This window comes from Methylobacterium sp. WSM2598 (genome assembly GCF_000379105.1).
In the GTDB taxonomy this organism is placed as follows: domain Bacteria; phylum Pseudomonadota; class Alphaproteobacteria; order Rhizobiales; family Beijerinckiaceae; genus Methylobacterium.
In genome coordinates, this window is sequence record NZ_KB900609.1 from 2,653,754 (window position 1) to 2,669,363 (window position 15,610).

The window sequence follows — 15,610 nt, forward strand, 5'->3', positions numbered from 1 at the left end:
AACTTAGACCAGTCTAGGGCGCGACACCGTGAGAGATCGAAGTCTCAATCGTCGCAGGGGGCGGGCCGGCGCAGGCGCCGCACCGCGACCGGCAGCAGGGCGAGAGCGCCGAGGGCGAGCAGCGTCGCCACCAAGCCCGGCGTGATCACGGCGCGCAGCGACAGGGCGCGGTCGCAATCGGTGCCGGCCGCCGCGAGGCAGGCCGCGCGGGCGTCCTGGTGGGCCGCCACCACCTCCTCGATCCGCGCCCCCGTCGCCGCGTAGATGAAGCCGCCCGGCGAGATCCCCAGGAAGGTCGCGAGCGCGAAGACGCGCAGGCGCACCCCGAAGATCGCCGGGCCGAGATTGGTCATCCAGAACGGGAAGAGCGGCAGGAGCCGCAGGACCAGGATGTACGAGAAGGCGTCCCGGCGGAAGCCCGCAGCGAGGCGGGCGAGGCGGCGCCCGGCATGCCGCAGGAGCATCTCTCCGGCCGCGGTGCGGCCGATCGAGAACACGATCACGGCGCCCGTGGTCGAGGAGGAGATCGCGAGCAGCGCCCCCGGCACGGTCCCGAACAGGAAGCCGCACAGCATGGTCATGAACACCGAGACCGGCACCGAGACCACCACGGTGCCGACGTAGAGGAGCGCGGTCACGGCCATGGCCCGCAGGCGATCCTGCTCGACCATGGCGAGCGCCCAGGCGCGCGAGGCGAGGAAGCGCTCCAGGCTGAACCACTGGGTGGCGCCGCTCAGGATCAGCCCGAGCGAGAGCAGCACCAGGGCCGCGAGGGGCAGCAGGCGCAGCCAGCGCCGCCAGGGCGGGCGGGCCACGGCCGCGGGCCCGACCTCCTCCCGGGCCGCCTGCCCGGCCGCTTGCCCGACCTCCTGCCCCGCTCCTTGCCCGGCCCCCCGCGCGGGCGGCCCCGGCTCGTCCGCGCGCATGCGGCTCAGGCCGCCTTGCGCAGGCGCAGGATCTTGAAGAAGCCGCCCGGGAAGGTCGGCCGCAGACCCACGAAGGTGACGCCCCGGCGCCCGGCCCAGGCCTCGATGCGGGAGGCCTTGAAGTCCGAGGACCAGCCGATCTTGGAGCAGAGCGGCGCGACGATCTCCTCGACGCGGGCGACCGCGCCGTCCGCCTGGCCGAAATGGTTGGCGAGCACGATCTCGCCGCCCGGCCGCAGCACGCGCAGGAACTCGTCGAGGGCGCGCTCGGGGTCGGGCACCAGGGTGATCAGGAACTGCGCCACCACCGCGTCGAAGCTCGCATCGGCGTAGCCGAGCCGGCAGACATCCATCACCTGCAGGCCCCTGACATGGGCGAGGCCGCGGCGGCGCACCTTCTGGGCGGCGCGCCGGAGCATGTCCTCCGAGAGGTCGACCCCGTAGAGCTCGGTCCCGGCCGGGTAGTAGCCGAGGGAGAGGCCGGTGCCGACGCCCGCTTCCAGGATGCGGCGGCCGCAGGCGACCGCGGCCGTCACGGCGTCCCGCGCGGCCGGCTCGGTCAGCTTGTCGTAAACCACGTCGTAGACCGGCGCCCAGCGCGCATAGGCCTTGCGCATCAGGGCGGTGGTCGGGCCGGCCGCCCGCGGCTCGCTCAGCATCTGTGGTGTCTCTCCCTGGGCAGGCCGCGGGGCCGGCGCTGCCGCCCGCGACGCCTGCGCTCCTGCATCGTCCGGCGCTCAGGCCGCCTCGCGCCGCGCCGCCTCGACCTTCTGGATGGTGCCGCCGCCGAGCACCCGCGCGCGCGGCCCGTCATCCGCGTAGATGGCGCAGGCCTGGCCGGGGGAGACGCCGTCCTCCGGCGTCTCCAGCACGACCTCCGCGCAGGCGAGCGCCCGGTTCCAGCGCAGGGCCGCCGGGCGCGGCTCCCGGGTCGAGCGGACCCGCACCGCCACGGGCATCCCGTCGAGGTCGGCCAGGGGCTCGTCGCCGAGCCAGTTCGTCTCGGCGATCCGGATCACCGAGGTGGCGAGCGCCTCGCGGGGGCCCACCACCACGCGGGCCGTCTCGGGATCGAGGCGCACCACGTAGAGCGGCTCGCCGGTCGCGAGCCCGAGGCCCCGCCGCTGGCCGACCGTGAAGCCGATGATGCCCTCGTGGCGGCCGAGCGTGCGCCCGTCGAGATGGACGATCTCGCCGGGCCGCGCCGCGTCGGGCCGCAGCCGCGCGATCACGTCCTGGTAGCGGCCCTGGGGCACGAAGCAGATGTCCTGGCTGTCGGGCTTGTCCGCCACGGCGAGGCCGAATTCCCGGGCGAGCCGCCGGGTCTCGTCCTTGGGCAGCTCGCCGAGGGGGAAGCGCAGGACGTCGAGCTGCTCGGGCGTCGTCGCGTAGAGGAAGTAGCTCTGGTCCCGGGCCGGATCGAGGGCGCGGTAGAGCGCCCGCCCGCCGCCCGGCCGGGCCCGGCTCGCCACGTAGTGGCCGGTCGCCAGCGCGTCGGCGCCGAGGTCGAGGGCGGTGGCGAGCAGGTCGCGGAACTTGATCGAGCGGTTGCACTCGACGCAGGGGATCGGCGTCTCGCCGTGGATGTAGCTCTCGGCGAAGCGGTCGATCACCGCCTCGCGGAAGCGGTCCTCGTAATCGAGGACGTAGTGCGGGATGCCGAGCGTCTCGGCGGCCCGCCGGGCGTCGTGGATGTCCTGGCCGGCGCAGCAGGCCCCGCGGCGATGGGTGGCCGCGCCGTGGTCGTAGAGCTGGAGCGTGATCCCGACGACGTCGTAGCCCTGGCGCCTGAGCAGCCCGGCGACGACCGAGGAATCGACCCCGCCCGACATCGCCACCACGACGCGGGTGTCCTGCGGGGCCTTGGGCAGATCGAGCGAGTTCATCGTCCTCGAGGATCGGGCGCGGGGATCGGTGCGGCCGCGGGCACGCTCTCGGCACCGGCTGACCGCCCTTCCTATAGTGATGGAAGGCGCGTTCTGCCAGGGCGGGCGCGGCCCGCGACCCGGCAAGATCTGCCGCGCGCCCGGCAGATCGCGCCGGCGCGCGGCGCCGCGGCGCCGCGGCGGCGTCGATTTCCCGTTTCTTCTCAGATATTTGGAGGCCAATCGGGTCTGGCCCCGCGCTTGCGTGGCGCCACGCGGTCGAGGGAGCGGTCCGGCATGAGCGTGGCGAGGCCCGGGGAGGCAGTTCAGGCGGCGGCGCGGGAGGTTCCGCGCCGACCGGCGCCGCGCGCCGCGGCCGATTCCGCCGCGTTCCGGATCGCCCGGGACGCCGCCGGCGGGACGGCCCGCCCGGGCGCTGCCGGCAGCGGGATCGCCCCCGCGACGGCCCCGGCCGAGAGGCGCGAGGCGCCGGAGGCGCGCCGGCCCGCCCCGGCCAGGCCGGGCGCGTCCGGCGCCGCCGGGAGCCCCCGGGCCGAGGCGGCCGCGCGGCCTCCCGAGCGTCCGGGCGCGCGCCCACGGGACGCGAACCCGCGGGACGCGGAGCGGCCGGAGACCGGGGAGCCCGCCTCCGACCCTCGGGCCGCCGCGCGGGACGCGCCGCGCGCGACCAAGGAGAGGGCGTCCCGCAGGGGACCCGACGCGGAGGATCGCCCGGACGGGAGCGAGGCCCGGGGCGACGCGGTTCCGAACGCCCTCGCCCAGGCGGCGAGTCCCGACGCGACGCCGCCCGCGCCGCCGACCGGCGCGGCGCCGGCCGGCGATGCCGCCCCGGCGCAGGCCGGCGACGGCCCGGCGGCGGTTCAGGCCGGGACGGCCGAGACCGGAACGGCCGAGACCGGAACGGCTCAGGCCGGAACGGCCCAAGCTGGCGGCGCGCAGGCCGGCGGCGCGCGGGCCGAGGGAGCGGCGGGCGGCGGACGCGCGGCGGGCCGCGCCGCCGAGGATGCGGCCGAGGCGGCCCCGGATGCGGGACCCGGCAGGGCCGAGGCGGGCGCTGCGGGCTTCGCGGCGGCGCTCGCCGACGCCAAGGCCCCCCAGGGCGCGTCCCCGGCGGGCGGCGCGGCCGCGTCGCCCGCCCAGGCGGCCCCGGCGCAGCCCCCTCCCCCGGTGCCCCTCGGCGCGGTGCCGATGACGATCGGCCTGCGCTCGCTCGCCGGGATGAACCAGTTCGAGATCCGGCTCGACCCGGCGGAGCTCGGCCGGATCGAGGTGCGCCTCGACCTCGACCGGGAGCGCGGCTCGGTCCGGGCCCACCTCACGGTCGAGCGGCCCGAGACGCTGGCGCTGCTCCAGCGCGACGCCGGCAGCCTGCAGCAGGCGCTCGCGCAGGCCGGCTTCTCCGCCGCGGACGCGGCCCTGAGCTTCTCGCTCCAGGACGGATCGGGCGGCCAGGGCCAGCCCGGCCGGGAGGGGCGCTCGCCCGATCCGGGACGCGGCGCCCTCGACGGCTCCGTCACCGAATCCGACCCGATCCCGCTCGCCCCCGTCCGGCGCGGCGGGCGGCTCGGGCTCGACATCCGCATCTAGGCGGAGCGGCGCGCCGCCGCTCCGCCCAGGTTCTCCTTCCCGCACCGCCTCGCCCGGGCCCGAACCGTCCGGTGAACGAGGCGCGAGCCCCCGAACGGCGAGGCAGCCATGGCCACGGGCATCAGCAGCACACTCACCGGCTCGGCCGGCACCAAGACCAACACGGCGAGCGATTCCGCCACCATCGCGGGCAACTTCAACCAGTTCCTGACCCTGCTCACGACGCAGCTCAAGAACCAGAACCCGCTCGACCCCCTCGACACCAACCAGTTCACGCAGCAGCTGGTGCAATTCGCCTCGGTCGAGCAGCAGCTCAAGACCAACGACCGCCTCGACACGATGGTGGCGGCCAGCAAGGCCGCGACGGCCTCCTCGGCGGCCGGCCTGGTCGGCAAGACCGTGACGGCGGACGGGGCGACCGCCGCCCTGGCGGGGGGATCCGCCAGCTGGACCCTCACGGCGGCGCGGGCGGCGACCCGGGCCGTGCTGACGATCACGGATCAGAAGGGCAACGTCGTCGCCACGCGGACCCAGTCCCTCGCGAATGGCGGCCAGACCTTCACCTGGGACGGCCGCTCCTCGACCGGGCTCACGGCGCCGGACGGCACCTACACGCTCAAGGTCCAGGCCACCGACGCCACCGGGCAGACCGTGAGCGTCGACACCAAGGTCACGGGGACGATCGCGAGCGTGGACGTCACCGGGTCGGAGCCCATGCTGAGCATCGGCGGGCGCAGCGTGCCCCTCAGCCGGGTCCAGGCCATCGGCGGCGCCCAAGCCTCTGTATCCACCTCCGCCTCCGGATCCTAGGCGCATCGGACCCGTGATCCACAGCCCTTGGATAACCCGAGGCGGACGAATCACATCCTAACTTTGCGATTCAAGCAATCTTAAACGCGGCTGGCTAGCGTGAATGGCGACAGGTCAGTCGAGTGTAAGAGCGTATCATGACCGAGCCGCACCGCCCGAGGGTGAAGTACGTCATCGGGCCCGACGGAAGCCCCCTGACGATCGCGGATCTTCCGCCGACCAACACCCGCCGGTGGGTGATCCGCCGGAAGGCCGAGGTGGTGGCTGCGGTGCGCGGCGGCCTCCTGAGCCTGGAGGAGGCCTGTCAGCGCTACACGCTGACGACCGAGGAATTCCTGAGCTGGCAATACTCGATCGAGCAGCACGGCCTCGCCGGCCTGCGCACGACGCGCATCCAGCACTACCGCCAGTGACCGGCGCCCCGGCCCGTCCGAGACGCGCCGGGCCTGCCCCGAAGGGCCGCGCGGGACCGCCGGTCCCCGGCGCCGCGACGGGGCCGGCGCCCCTCCTCAACCATAGGCCGCGATCGCGCGGGCCTGACCGGGCTCGGGCACCAGGATCCCGGCCTGGGCGTATTCGTTGAGCTTGTTGCGCAGGGTGCGGATCGAGATGCCGAGGATCCGCGCCGCATGGGTGCGGTTGCCGAGGCAATGGTCGAGCGTGTCGAGGATGAGGTCCCGCTCGACTTCCGCGACGGTGCGCCCGACGAGGCTGCGCGTTACCGCCTCGGCCGTCTGAACCGCCCGCGCCGCCGTGCCGGCCCCGCCGTCGAGGGCCTCGCCCTCCGGGGAGCGGATCGCCTCCGGGCCGATCTCCGCCCCCTGGGCCAGGAGGACGGCCCGGTGCAGGGTGTTCTCCAGTTCGCGCACGTTGCCGCGCCAGGGATTGGCGACGATGAGGCGGCGCGCCTCGGCCGAGAGCGGCCGCGCCGGGATGCCGTTCACCTCCGCGTATTTCCGGGCGAAGTGCTGGGCGAGTTCGAGGATGTCGGCCGGGCGCTCGCGCAGGGCCGGCAGGCGCAGGTGGACGACGTTGAGGCGGTAGAGCAGGTCTTCCCGGAAGGTGCCCTTGCGGACCTCCTCGGCGAGGTTGCGGTTCGAGGTGGCGAGCACCCGCAGATCGACGCGCACGCCCTGGCTGCCGCCGACCCGGTCGATGACGCGTTCCTGCAGGGCGCGCAGCAGCTTGGCCTGGAGCCGGACGTCCATCTCGGAGATCTCGTCGAGGAGGAGCGTGCCGCCGGAGGCCTCCTCGAACTTGCCGATGCGCCGGGCCACCGCGCCGGTGAAGGCCCCCTTCTCGTGGCCGAAGAGCTCGGATTCGAGCAGCGCGTCGGGGATCGCCGCGCAGTTGACGCTGACGAAGGGCTTGCCCGCGCGGGCGGACTTGGCGTGGACGTGGCGGGCGAGCACCTCCTTGCCGGTGCCGCTCTCGCCGCTGATGAGCACCGAGGCGTCGGAGCGCGCCACCTGCTCGGCGAGCTTCACGACCCGCTCCATGGCGGGGTCGCGCCAGACGAAGCTGCGCGCGTCCGCCGCCACCGCCTCCAGCACCGCGGCGATCAGCTCGGGGTCGGGCGGGAGCGGGATGTACTCCTTGGCCCCGGCCCGGATCGCCGCCACCGCCGCCCTGGCATCCGAGCCGGTGCCGCAGGCGACGACCGGCGTGCGGATGCGCTCCTCCGCGAGGGCGTCGACGAAGGCGCGGACCGGCAGCCCCACGTCGATCATGACGAGGTCGGCGCCCTTGGCGCGCAGCACCGTGAGGCCCTGCTCGACGCCGTCCGCCTGGGTGACGGCCGCGCCCCGGCTCATGGCGATCTTCGAGGCGGTGACGAGTTCGCCGTTCAGGCGTCCGATGATGAGAAGGCGCATCGCGGGCACTCCGCAGTCTGTCGGGGATCGGGCGGGGCTGCGGCTCATCCGACATCCGGTTGATTGCGTCGCAATGCGGATGTCGGCTTCGCTCAGGCGCCGCGCGGGCTCGTGATCCGGGATCCGCTTCGATCAAGCGGATCCCGGATCAGCCGTCGCTCTTGACGATCTCGGTCATGGTGACGCCGAGGCGCTCCTCGACCAGCACCACCTCGCCGCGCGCGACGAGGCGGTTGTTGACGAAGATGTCGATCGCCTCGCCGACCTTGCGGTCGAGTTCCAGCACCGTGCCGGGGCCGAGGCGCAGCAGGTCGCCGATCGGCATGCGGGAGGCGCCGAGCACGGCGGAGACCACGACCGGAACGTCGAAGACCTGCTCCAGGTCGGCGGCGCTCTTGGGGGCCGGGGGGCCGTCGCGCAGCGGGCCGTGGCCGTTCGGGTCGTAGGCGAGGTCGGCCTCGCTGAGCTGGGGCAGGCCGAGTTCGTCGTCGGGCGCCATCGGGTGCGTCTCCGGGTCTAAAGGGGGTCGAGGGCGGCGCGCAGGGCGGCCTCGATGGCGGCGCGCTCGCGCACGACGCCGCCGTCGGCCCATTCCATGCGGGCGTCGCCCGGCATCAGGTCGGGATCGCCGAGCACGATCAGGCGGCCCTCGAAGCCGCGCTCGCGGGCGAGCCGGGCCAGGGCGGCCTGGGTCTCGTCCACGAGCGCGTCGTTCACCCGCACGGCGAGGTGGGGCACGCCGCGCAGGTGCTGGAGGGCCGCGCGGGCGGTCTCCAGGATCGCCGCCACCGGCCGCGCGTCGAGGGCCTCGCCGGCGATCTTGCGGCCGAGCGCCAGGGCGAAGTCGAGGGCCTGGGCCTCGCGCTCGGCGTCGCGGGCATCGGCCGCCGCGAGCAGGCCCGCCGCCGTCACCGCGACCCGGGTGAGGGCGTCGGCGAGCCGGGCCTGCACCTGGGACTCGGCCTGGGCGCGGCCCTCCTGCAGGCCGGCCGCCCGGGCCTCGTCGATCGCCCGGCGCAGCTCCGCCGCGGCCCGCGCGGAGGCGGCGGCCTCGGCCTCGGCGCGGGCGGCGGCGGCGGCGCGCTCGGCCTCCTCGCGCGCCCGCGCCACGCTGCCCCCCGGCACCCGGAAGTCGTTGTCGAACAGGAAGCGCCGCGGCTCGGCCATCAGTAGACCAGCTCCTCCTCGGCGCTGTTCTTGGCGATCATGATCTCGCCCTTCTCGGCGAGCTCCTTCGCCGTCTCGGTGATCCTGGCCTGGGCCTCATCGACCTCCTTGAGGCGGATCGGCCCGAGGGAGGCCATCTCGTCCTGCAGGTTCTTGGCCGCGCGGCTCGACATGTTGCTGAAGAAGAAGGCCCGCACCGGCTCGGACGCGCCCTTGAGCGCCCGGCCGAGCACGTCGCGGTCGATCGCGCGCATGAGCGTCTGCACGCTGCCGGCGTCGAGCTTGAGCAGGTCCTCGAAGGTGAACATGAGCTGGCGAATCTTCTTCGCCGCGCCGCGGTTGTTCTGGTCGAGGGCGGTGAGGAAGCGCGCCTCGGTCTGGCGGTCGAAGGCGTTGAAGACGTCCGCCATCAATTCGTGCGCGTCGCGCCGCGTGGTCTGGGCGATGGTCGAGACGAACTCGCTGCGCAGCATCTCCTCGATGTGGCGCAGGGCCTCCTTCTGCACCGTCTCCATCCGCAGCATCCGGTTGAGCACGTCGATGGCGAAATCCTCCGGCAGGATGGTGAGGACCCGCGCGGCGTAGTCCGAGCGCACCCGCGAGAGGATCACCGCAACCGTCTGCGGGTACTCGTTGCGCAGGAAGGAGGCGAGGATCTCCGGGTCGATCTGGGTCAGGCTGCTCCAGACCCGCCGGGCCGAGGCGCCCTTCACCTCGGCCATGATCTGCGAGACCTGCTCGGGCGGGAAGATCTTGAGGAGCAGCGCCTCGGTGCGCTCGTAGTTCGAGCTGACGCCGCCGCTCGACGAGAGCTTCGAGACGAACTCGACGATGAGCTGCTCGACGGTCTCCAGTTCCAGCGAGCCGAGCTGGACCATGGCGTGCGAGACCTTCTTGACCTCGTCCTCTTCCAGGAGGCGCCAGATCGGCGCGCCGGCCTCGTCGCCGAGCAGCAGCAGCAGGGCCGCGGCCCGCTGCGGGCCGGGCAGCTCCGCCAGGCGCGGGTTCTCGGCCAGCGTGTCCGGGAGGGCGGGTTTCGGGGAGACGGCCATGGGGGCGTTCGGGATCCTCTCGGGGGTTCAGCGGTCCTGGATCCAGCCGCGCAGCACCTCGGCGGTCTCGACCGGGTTCTGGCGCACGATCTCGGCCACGCGCGCGATCGTCTCGGCCTGGATCTTGCCGTTGATCTTGGCGAACTCGACGAGCTGGCGCGCCGGGCTCTCGGGCAGGGCCGGCGCCCCCTCCCCCTCCGCGCCCGCGGCCGGCAGGGCCGCGACGGCGGCCAGGGCCGGCTCGGGCGGGGCCTCGGCGGGGAGCACGCGGCGCAGCAGCGGGCGCATGACCGCCAGCACCACCACGAGCGTCAGCAGGGCCAGGACGGCGAGTTCGACGAGGCGCAGCACCTCCTCCTTGGTGGGCTTCAGGAGCGAGGCGAGGAGCCCCTCCTCCGGAAGCTCGGCCGGGACGGCGGTGTCGGCGAAGCGCAGGTTGGCGACCTCGACCTGGTCCCCCCGGCCCTTGTCGTAGCCGACCGCCGTGCGCACCAGGGCGGTGATGCGGTCGAGCTCCTCCTGGCTGCGGGGCGCGTAGACCGGCTTGCCGTCCGGCCCCGGCTGGTAGCTGCCGTCGATGACGACCGCCACCGAGAGGCGCTTGATCCGGCCGCCCTCGTTGACCTCGGTGCGCGTGACCCGGGAGATCTCGTAATTCGTCGTCTCCTCGTTCTTGTTCGAAGTCTCGCGGGTGCCGTTCGCCTGGGCGGTCTCGCGGGCGCCCGGCAGCTCGTTGCCGACGCTGACGCCGGTCTCGCCGGGCCCCTGCGAGGCCGAGGTCTCCGAGCGGGTCTGGCTCGAACGCACGACCCGGCTCTCGGGATCGAAGCTCTCCGAGCGGCTCTCGATCCGGCTGGGATCGAGCTCGGCCGCGACCTGGACGCGGGCGCGGCCCGCCCCGACGATGCCCGCCACGATCCCCTCGACCTGCGCGCGCAGGCGCTGCTCCAGGCTGGCCTGCCGCTCGTCGAGGCCGAGGACGGCCTGCGCGTCGTCGCGCCCGGCCCCGTCCGCCAGGAGGCGCCCGCGCTCGTCCACGATCGAGATCCTCTCGGGCTTGAGCCCCTCCACCGAGGAGGCCACGAGGTGGCGCACCGCCCGCACCTGGCCGGGATCGAGGTCGCCCGCGAGCTTGAGCACGATGGCGGCGCTCGGAAGCTCCCGGTCGCGGTTGAACAGCCGCTTCTCCGGGATGACGAGGTGGACCCGCGCCGCCTGCACGCGGCCGATCGCCCGGATCGAGCGGGCGAGTTCCCCCTCCTGGGCGCGCAGGTGGTTGACGTTCTGGACGAAGGTCGTCGTCGAGAAGGCGTCGCCCTTGTCGAAGAGCTCGTAGCCGACGCCGCCCGCGCTCGGCAGGCCCTTGCCGGCGAGGTCCATGCGCAGGCGGGGCAGGTCGGCACGAGGCGCCAGGATCGTCTGCCCGAGATCGCCGCGGGTCTCGTAGCGGATGCCCCGCGCCTCCAGGTCCCGGATCACCGCGCCCGCATCCTGCAGGGAGAGGTCCGCGTAGAGCACGCCCAGTTCGGGCCGCGAGACGCGCAGGATCACGAACGCGAAGAAGCCCACCAGGACGAGCGTGACCGCGCCCATGGCGGCGAGGCGTGCCGGCCCGAACTTCGCCATCAGATCGAGAACCGGTTGCACGACGCGCTCAACCCGCCACAGGGGCCGCTCCGGCCCGTAGGCAAAAATTGCCGGCGCATGGTTAGTGGCCGGTTAACGGGGCGCCTCGCCGAGTCCGGCAAAGCGCCGCCGCTCCCGGCTCTTCGTCGCGAGACCTAACGGGACGTTGTGCCGGTCCGGACGATCGGGCGAGATCGGCGGAATGCGCCGGCTCGACGGCGATGGGCCGGTTCCTCCGACCGGATGTGCGGGGAAGCCGCGCAGCGCGACGGTCCGAACGCGCCGCCGGGGGCGCGCGACGGGGGTGGAACCCGCAGCCGGGCGATCCCGAATCGTCCGCCCGCGACCGCCATCCTCGGCGCCGCGCCGCCGGCGCGGCCGATTCGCGCAGATCGCCACGAGGAAGGTCGCGGCACGCGGCGCAGCCCCGACCGTCCTGGCCGGACCGGCCCTGGCGCAAGGACGGCCGGCGAACGGTTCGGCGGCGTCCGCCGACGCCGAGGAGAACGACGAGCCCGTGTCGAATTCGGCCGGGGGCGGCGCGCGGCGAGGAGGACGGGCCGGGATCGCCCGGCCGGCGGCCCGGCCCGTCCGGTCGCCGCCGGAACCATCCGGTCCGCCCGCCCCTTGTCCCGCGATCGTCACGGGACCACGGAGCAGACCATGCGGGATCACGTCGCCTCGTTCGGCATCGGCGTCGCGACGGGCCTGCGGAGCATGACGGCCTGCGCGGCGCTGAGCTGGGCCGCCGCTTCGGGCCGGACGCGGGCGCGGTGGATCCCCGCCGGGCCGGGCGCCCGCGCGGTCGCGACCGCGGCGGCCCTGGCCGAGATGGCGGGCGACAAGATGCCCTTCGCGCCCGACCGCCGGATCCCGCCCTCCGTCCTGGCGCGGCTCGTCATCGGGGCGGCCGGCGGCGCGGCCCTGGCCGGGCGGGTCTCGCCCGGAGGCGGGGCCGTCGCCGGGATGGCCGGCGCCCTCGCCGGCACCCTGCTGGGCCGCGCCGCGCGCGGCGCCCGCACGCGCACCGCCTCCGACTGGGCCCGCGCGCTGTCCGAGGACGCGGCCGCCGCCGGGCTCGCCGCGCTCGCCGTCCGCTCCGCCGCACCGCCCGAAGGCCGGACGGAGCGACCGGCTCCCGTCCGCCCCTAGACCCGAACCGCCCCCGCCGCGCGGCGCCGGATTGCCGCCGCCGCGGAAGGCGCGACCCGCCTCAGGCCCCGAGCGCCTGCCTCGGCCGCGGGTTCAGAAGATCTCTTTAATCTTTGGGCGCGGTCGGATCATCGGCACTGGCGCCGCGCATTGCTTCGCTCTCGGCTCCAGGCTTGCCACTGATATCCAGCGGCGAGACCAGGTGATAGAGAACCAAAGAATCAAGCTCGATCCACGGCAGCTCTGCCCTCTGCACCAATTGGAGTGCATGATCGGCCGATATCTGATGCTCGAGCGCGATCATTTGGACTGTCTTCCATCCCGGCGACATGATTTTTGTTCTCTCTTTGGAGAATACTTAGGTTCAATCATCGTATACGGCGCAGCAATCCGCGCCCCAGCGCGAATGCAGGGAGAGAGATCTATGATTCGCTGATCCCTGTCGCAAGCACCCGGTCCGTCCGCGCAGATCGGGCGGCCATGGCGCGGCAAATGGTTGCGCGGCGCGAACCGCGCCCTCGCCCAAGGCTTGTCGTCCGCGTGGACAACCGCAGGAGGGGTGCATGGCCGAGACCCGGAAACCGCTCAACCCGCTGGAGCGGGAGGAGGCGATCGGCATCAGGGACGGCAGCGATCACGCCGGGGAGCCCGTCACCGACAGCCGCCACGGCGTCGGGACCGCGGCGCCGGCGGAGCGTCCGGCCACCCGGGACGGCGAGGCGCGCGACGGGGGCACCGCGGGCCGCCGCGGGACCTGAGGCCGGCGGCGATTCCCCGCGAGCGCCGTTCGCCAGGCGCGGCGTCGGCGCGCCCCGGCGCGATGCTCCGCGACCGATCAGCGGCCGGACGCGCCCCGTTTCCGGGCCGTCGGCCCGAGGCGCCGGCCGGCGCGCCGGCCCTGACCAGGGCCTCGCGCCGGCGCGTCCAGGCTCTCCCTCGCGAGCGATGGCCAGCGGGCGCGGCGCGTGCGGCACCCGCCATGCCGAGGAGCGTCGTGCCGGGCTCGCGCGGCGCGCGGTCGGGACGGACCTGCGCGGGCCCGCGCGGCCTCAGGCCGGGACCGCCCCGCCGAGCAGGTGCTCCAGGATGCGGCCTTCCAGGGCGGCGAGGGCCGGGTCGCCGCGGCGGCGCGGGCGCGGCACCGTCACGGGGAGGTCGAGGGCGATCACGCCCGCCTCCACCACCAGGATGCGGTCGGCGAGCGCCACCGCCTCGGCGACGTCGTGGGTGACCAGCAGCGCCGTGAAGCCCTGAAGCTGCCAGATCCGCTCGATCAGGTCCTGCATGCCGATGCGTGTGAGGGCATCGAGGGCGCCGAGAGGCTCGTCGAGGGCGAGGAGTCCCGGGCGGCCGACCAGGGCGCGGGCGAGCGCCACGCGCTGGCGCTGCCCGCCCGAGAGCGTCGCGGGCCATTGGCCGGCCTTGTCCGACAGGCCGACCTCCGCGAGGGCGGCCGCGGCGCGCGCCCGGCGCGCCCGCCGGGCGCCCTCCTCGCCGAGGCCGACCGCGACGTTGTCGAGCACCCGCGCCCAGGGCAGCAGGCGCGGCTCCTGGAACATGATCCGGCGCAGCCGGCGCGGATCCCGCCCCTCGCGCGGGCCGGCCTCCAGGGTGACCTCGCCCGCGCTCGGCGCCTCCAGGCCGAGGACGAGGCGCAGCAGGGTGCTCTTGCCGCAGCCGGAGCGCCCGACCACCGCCACGAACTGGCCGGCCGGGATCGCGAGGTCGAGGCCGCGCAGGACCGGCCTCCCGTCGAAGGACTTCGCGAGGCCGCGCAGCCCGACGGCGAGGCCCGCCGAGGCGGGTGCGGGGGCGCGGCGCGGGGGCGCCGGGGAGAGGGCCGCCTCGTCGAGCCGGCGCAGGGCGGTGACGGTCATGGTCGCTCGTCGCTGTGGGGGATGAGGGAGGTCAGGCGGCCCGGTAGGCCGGGTTCCAGGACAGGCAGAGCCGCTCGAGCCGGCGCGTCAGCACGTCCGCCACCTTGCCGAGCAGGGCGTAGATCAGGATCGCCAGCACCACGACGTCGACCAGCATGAACTCGCGGGCCTGCATCGCCATGTAGCCGAGCCCGGACGAGGCCGAGATGGTCTCGGCCACGATGAGGGTCAGCCACATGATGCCGAGCGCGTAGCGCAGGCCGACGAAGATCGACGGCAGCGCCCCCGGCAGCACCACGCGCAGGAACAGGCTGGCCGGCGACAGGCCGTAGACCCGCCCCATCTCGATCAGCTGCGGGTCGACGGCGCGGATGCCGTGCAGCGTGTTGGCGTAGATCGGGAAGAACACGCCGAGCGCCACCAGGAACAGCTTCGCCTCCTCGCCGATGCCGAACCACAGGATGACGAGGGGGATCAGCGACAGGTGCGGCACGTTGCGGATCATCTGCACGGTCGTGTCGGTGAGCCGGTCGGCGGCCCGCGACAGGCCGTTGGCGAGGCCGAGCGCGAAGCCGATGCCGCCGCCGACCAGGAAGCCCGCCGCCGCGCGCAGGAAGCTCACCCACAGGTTCGTCCACAATTCGCCCGTGCGGCCGAGCCGCCAGCCCGCCGCCGCCACGTCGAGGGGCGCCGGCATGAACCGGGTCGAGACCAGGCCGAGGGAACTCGCGGCCTGCCAGCCGACCAGGATCAGGACGGGCAGGAGCCAGGGCGTCAGGCGCGCGGCGGCCGGGGCGAGGACGCCCGCCGGGAGGCCGCCGCGCGCGGGCGCGGGCGCGCCGGCCCTCACCGGCCCGCCCCGGCGCGGGTGGCGGGCGGCTGCGCCGCCCCGGCGCTTTGGCCGAGATGCGCCGCTACGGCGCCTTGGTGCAGGAGCGCCGTCCCGGCGCCTTGGTGCAGGAGCGCCGCCCCGGCGCCTTGGTGCAGGAGCGCCGCGAGCTGGCCGGCCGCCTCGCCAACCCGCGCGCGGATCGCCGGCGCGACGAGGACGCCGTCCTGGAAGTCGGGGTCGGAGGCGTAGACCGCGCTCGGCACCGCCAGCGCCGCGAAGAAGCCGAGGAGCGGCCGGAAGGAATGCTCCACCACCAGGGCGTGGCGCGCGCCCCCGCCCGTCGCCGCGATGGCGACCGGCTTGTTCGCCAGCGCGGCCGGGTCGACGAGGTCGAAGACGTGCTTGAACAGGCCCGTATAGGCGCCCTTGTAGACCGGCGAGCCGACCACGAGGGCGTCCGCCTGCTCGATCGCGTCGATGATCCGGCGGGCCGGCAGCGGCAGCTGGTCGCGCGTCCAGGCCGCGCCGAGCCCCGGCCCCGCATCGACGAGGTCGTAGAGGCGGACCTCGACGGCCGCGCGGGCGGCGGTCTCCTCGGCGATGGCCTCGACGAGGGCGCGGGTCTTGGAGGGGCGCTGCAGGTTGGCGCTGAAGCCGACGAGTTTCGGACGCGTCATCGGGGGATTCCGCTGCGTAAGGGGGCGGTCGCGCGGCCGGGCCGCCACGAGGAGAGCGACCGCGGACGGAGATGAATGCTCGGCCAGAACTTGCCCTCGGTCAATGAAATGTTCCTTTAAAAGAACAAGACCTCGGAGGCGGGC

At 74.6% G+C, this 15,610-nt stretch carries 17 protein-coding genes; 5 read left to right on the forward strand and 12 right to left on the reverse strand.

Annotated elements, in window-relative coordinates; genetic code table 11:
• Positions 1 to 44: 44 nt before the first annotated feature.
• From MET2598_RS0112405 to mnmA, 3 genes are all read right to left on the reverse strand, one after another.
• The gene (locus MET2598_RS0112405) at positions 45 to 926 is read right to left on the reverse strand and encodes a TVP38/TMEM64 family protein (protein ID WP_018261044.1); all 882 of its coding nucleotides are present in this window, start codon (positions 924 to 926) and stop codon (positions 45 to 47) included.
• 5 nt (positions 927 to 931) lie between these two features.
• Positions 932 to 1,585, reverse strand: coding sequence for a class I SAM-dependent methyltransferase (locus MET2598_RS0112410; protein ID WP_012334829.1), 654 nt, complete (start codon positions 1,583 to 1,585; stop codon positions 932 to 934).
• Between the two features lie 78 nt (positions 1,586 to 1,663).
• On the reverse strand, positions 1,664 to 2,812 hold the full coding sequence (gene mnmA / locus MET2598_RS0112415) for a tRNA 2-thiouridine(34) synthase MnmA (RefSeq protein ID WP_012334830.1): 1,149 nt from the start codon (positions 2,810 to 2,812) through the stop codon (positions 1,664 to 1,666).
• Between the two features lie 276 nt (positions 2,813 to 3,088).
• Here mnmA and MET2598_RS0112420 point away from each other — a divergent pair, with 276 nt between their 5' ends.
• The 3 genes from MET2598_RS0112420 to sciP all read left to right on the forward strand — a co-directional run bounded on the left by MET2598_RS0112420 (position 3,089) and on the right by sciP (position 5,622).
• Positions 3,089 to 4,399 (forward strand): flagellar hook-length control protein FliK, encoded by a 1,311-nt coding sequence (locus tag MET2598_RS0112420; RefSeq protein ID WP_018261045.1) that lies wholly within the window; start codon positions 3,089 to 3,091, stop codon positions 4,397 to 4,399.
• A gap of 108 nt (positions 4,400 to 4,507) precedes the next feature.
• Positions 4,508 to 5,209 carry a flagellar hook assembly protein FlgD gene (locus tag MET2598_RS0112425; RefSeq protein WP_018261046.1) on the forward strand — a complete coding sequence of 234 codons (702 nt, stop codon included), beginning with the start codon at positions 4,508 to 4,510 and terminating at the stop codon, positions 5,207 to 5,209.
• Positions 5,210 to 5,346: 137 nt separating this feature from the next.
• A complete protein-coding gene (sciP, locus tag MET2598_RS0112430; RefSeq protein ID WP_012334833.1) occupies positions 5,347 to 5,622 on the forward strand; it encodes a CtrA inhibitor SciP in 276 nt (91 codons plus the stop codon).
• 96 nt (positions 5,623 to 5,718) lie between these two features.
• On the opposite strand, the gene flbD is transcribed toward sciP, so the two are convergent.
• The 5 genes from flbD to fliF form a co-directional block, all read right to left on the reverse strand.
• Complete coding sequence (gene flbD / locus MET2598_RS0112435) at positions 5,719 to 7,083, reverse strand: sigma-54-dependent transcriptional regulator FlbD (protein WP_012334834.1); 1,365 nt, start codon at positions 7,081 to 7,083, stop codon at positions 5,719 to 5,721.
• A 148-nt stretch (positions 7,084 to 7,231) separates the two neighbouring features.
• Positions 7,232 to 7,582, reverse strand: a complete 351-nt coding sequence (gene fliN / locus MET2598_RS0112440; protein ID WP_018261047.1) for a flagellar motor switch protein FliN — start codon at positions 7,580 to 7,582, stop codon at positions 7,232 to 7,234.
• Positions 7,583 to 7,599: 17 nt separating this feature from the next.
• Positions 7,600 to 8,250: a FliH/SctL family protein gene (locus tag MET2598_RS0112445; protein WP_012334836.1), complete on the reverse strand. Its 651-nt coding sequence runs from the start codon at positions 8,248 to 8,250 to the stop codon at positions 7,600 to 7,602.
• Complete coding sequence (gene fliG, locus MET2598_RS0112450; RefSeq protein WP_012334837.1) at positions 8,250 to 9,302, reverse strand: flagellar motor switch protein FliG; 1,053 nt, start codon at positions 9,300 to 9,302, stop codon at positions 8,250 to 8,252. The genes MET2598_RS0112445 and fliG overlap by 1 nt, the downstream gene beginning before the upstream one ends.
• A gap of 27 nt (positions 9,303 to 9,329) precedes the next feature.
• Positions 9,330 to 10,949 (reverse strand): flagellar basal-body MS-ring/collar protein FliF, encoded by a 1,620-nt coding sequence (gene fliF / locus MET2598_RS0112455; RefSeq protein ID WP_018261048.1) that lies wholly within the window; start codon positions 10,947 to 10,949, stop codon positions 9,330 to 9,332.
• A 642-nt stretch (positions 10,950 to 11,591) separates the two neighbouring features.
• Between fliF and MET2598_RS0112460 the strand changes: the two genes are divergently transcribed.
• Complete coding sequence (locus tag MET2598_RS0112460) at positions 11,592 to 12,080, forward strand: hypothetical protein (protein WP_018261049.1); 489 nt, start codon at positions 11,592 to 11,594, stop codon at positions 12,078 to 12,080.
• Between the two features lie 106 nt (positions 12,081 to 12,186).
• Here MET2598_RS0112460 and MET2598_RS0112465 read toward each other — a convergent pair whose 3' ends face one another.
• Entirely contained in the window at positions 12,187 to 12,384 is a 198-nt protein-coding gene (locus tag MET2598_RS0112465; RefSeq protein WP_018261050.1) for a hypothetical protein, read from the reverse strand.
• 259 nt (positions 12,385 to 12,643) lie between these two features.
• Between MET2598_RS0112465 and MET2598_RS0112470 the strand changes: the two genes are divergently transcribed.
• Entirely contained in the window at positions 12,644 to 12,838 is a 195-nt protein-coding gene (locus MET2598_RS0112470) for a hypothetical protein (RefSeq protein WP_018261051.1), read from the forward strand.
• A 291-nt stretch (positions 12,839 to 13,129) separates the two neighbouring features.
• On the opposite strand, the gene MET2598_RS0112475 is transcribed toward MET2598_RS0112470, so the two are convergent.
• From MET2598_RS0112475 to msuE, 3 genes are read right to left on the reverse strand one after another with little or no spacing between them, the layout of a single operon-like run.
• On the reverse strand, positions 13,130 to 13,957 hold the full coding sequence (locus MET2598_RS0112475) for an ATP-binding cassette domain-containing protein (RefSeq protein WP_018261052.1): 828 nt from the start codon (positions 13,955 to 13,957) through the stop codon (positions 13,130 to 13,132).
• A gap of 31 nt (positions 13,958 to 13,988) precedes the next feature.
• The gene (ssuC, locus tag MET2598_RS0112480; RefSeq protein ID WP_018261053.1) at positions 13,989 to 14,807 is read right to left on the reverse strand and encodes an aliphatic sulfonate ABC transporter permease SsuC; all 819 of its coding nucleotides are present in this window, start codon (positions 14,805 to 14,807) and stop codon (positions 13,989 to 13,991) included.
• Positions 14,804 to 15,466 carry an FMN reductase gene (gene msuE / locus MET2598_RS0112485; RefSeq protein ID WP_018261054.1) on the reverse strand — a complete coding sequence of 221 codons (663 nt, stop codon included), beginning with the start codon at positions 15,464 to 15,466 and terminating at the stop codon, positions 14,804 to 14,806. The genes ssuC and msuE overlap by 4 nt, the downstream gene beginning before the upstream one ends.
• Positions 15,467 to 15,610: the final 144 nt, after the last annotated feature.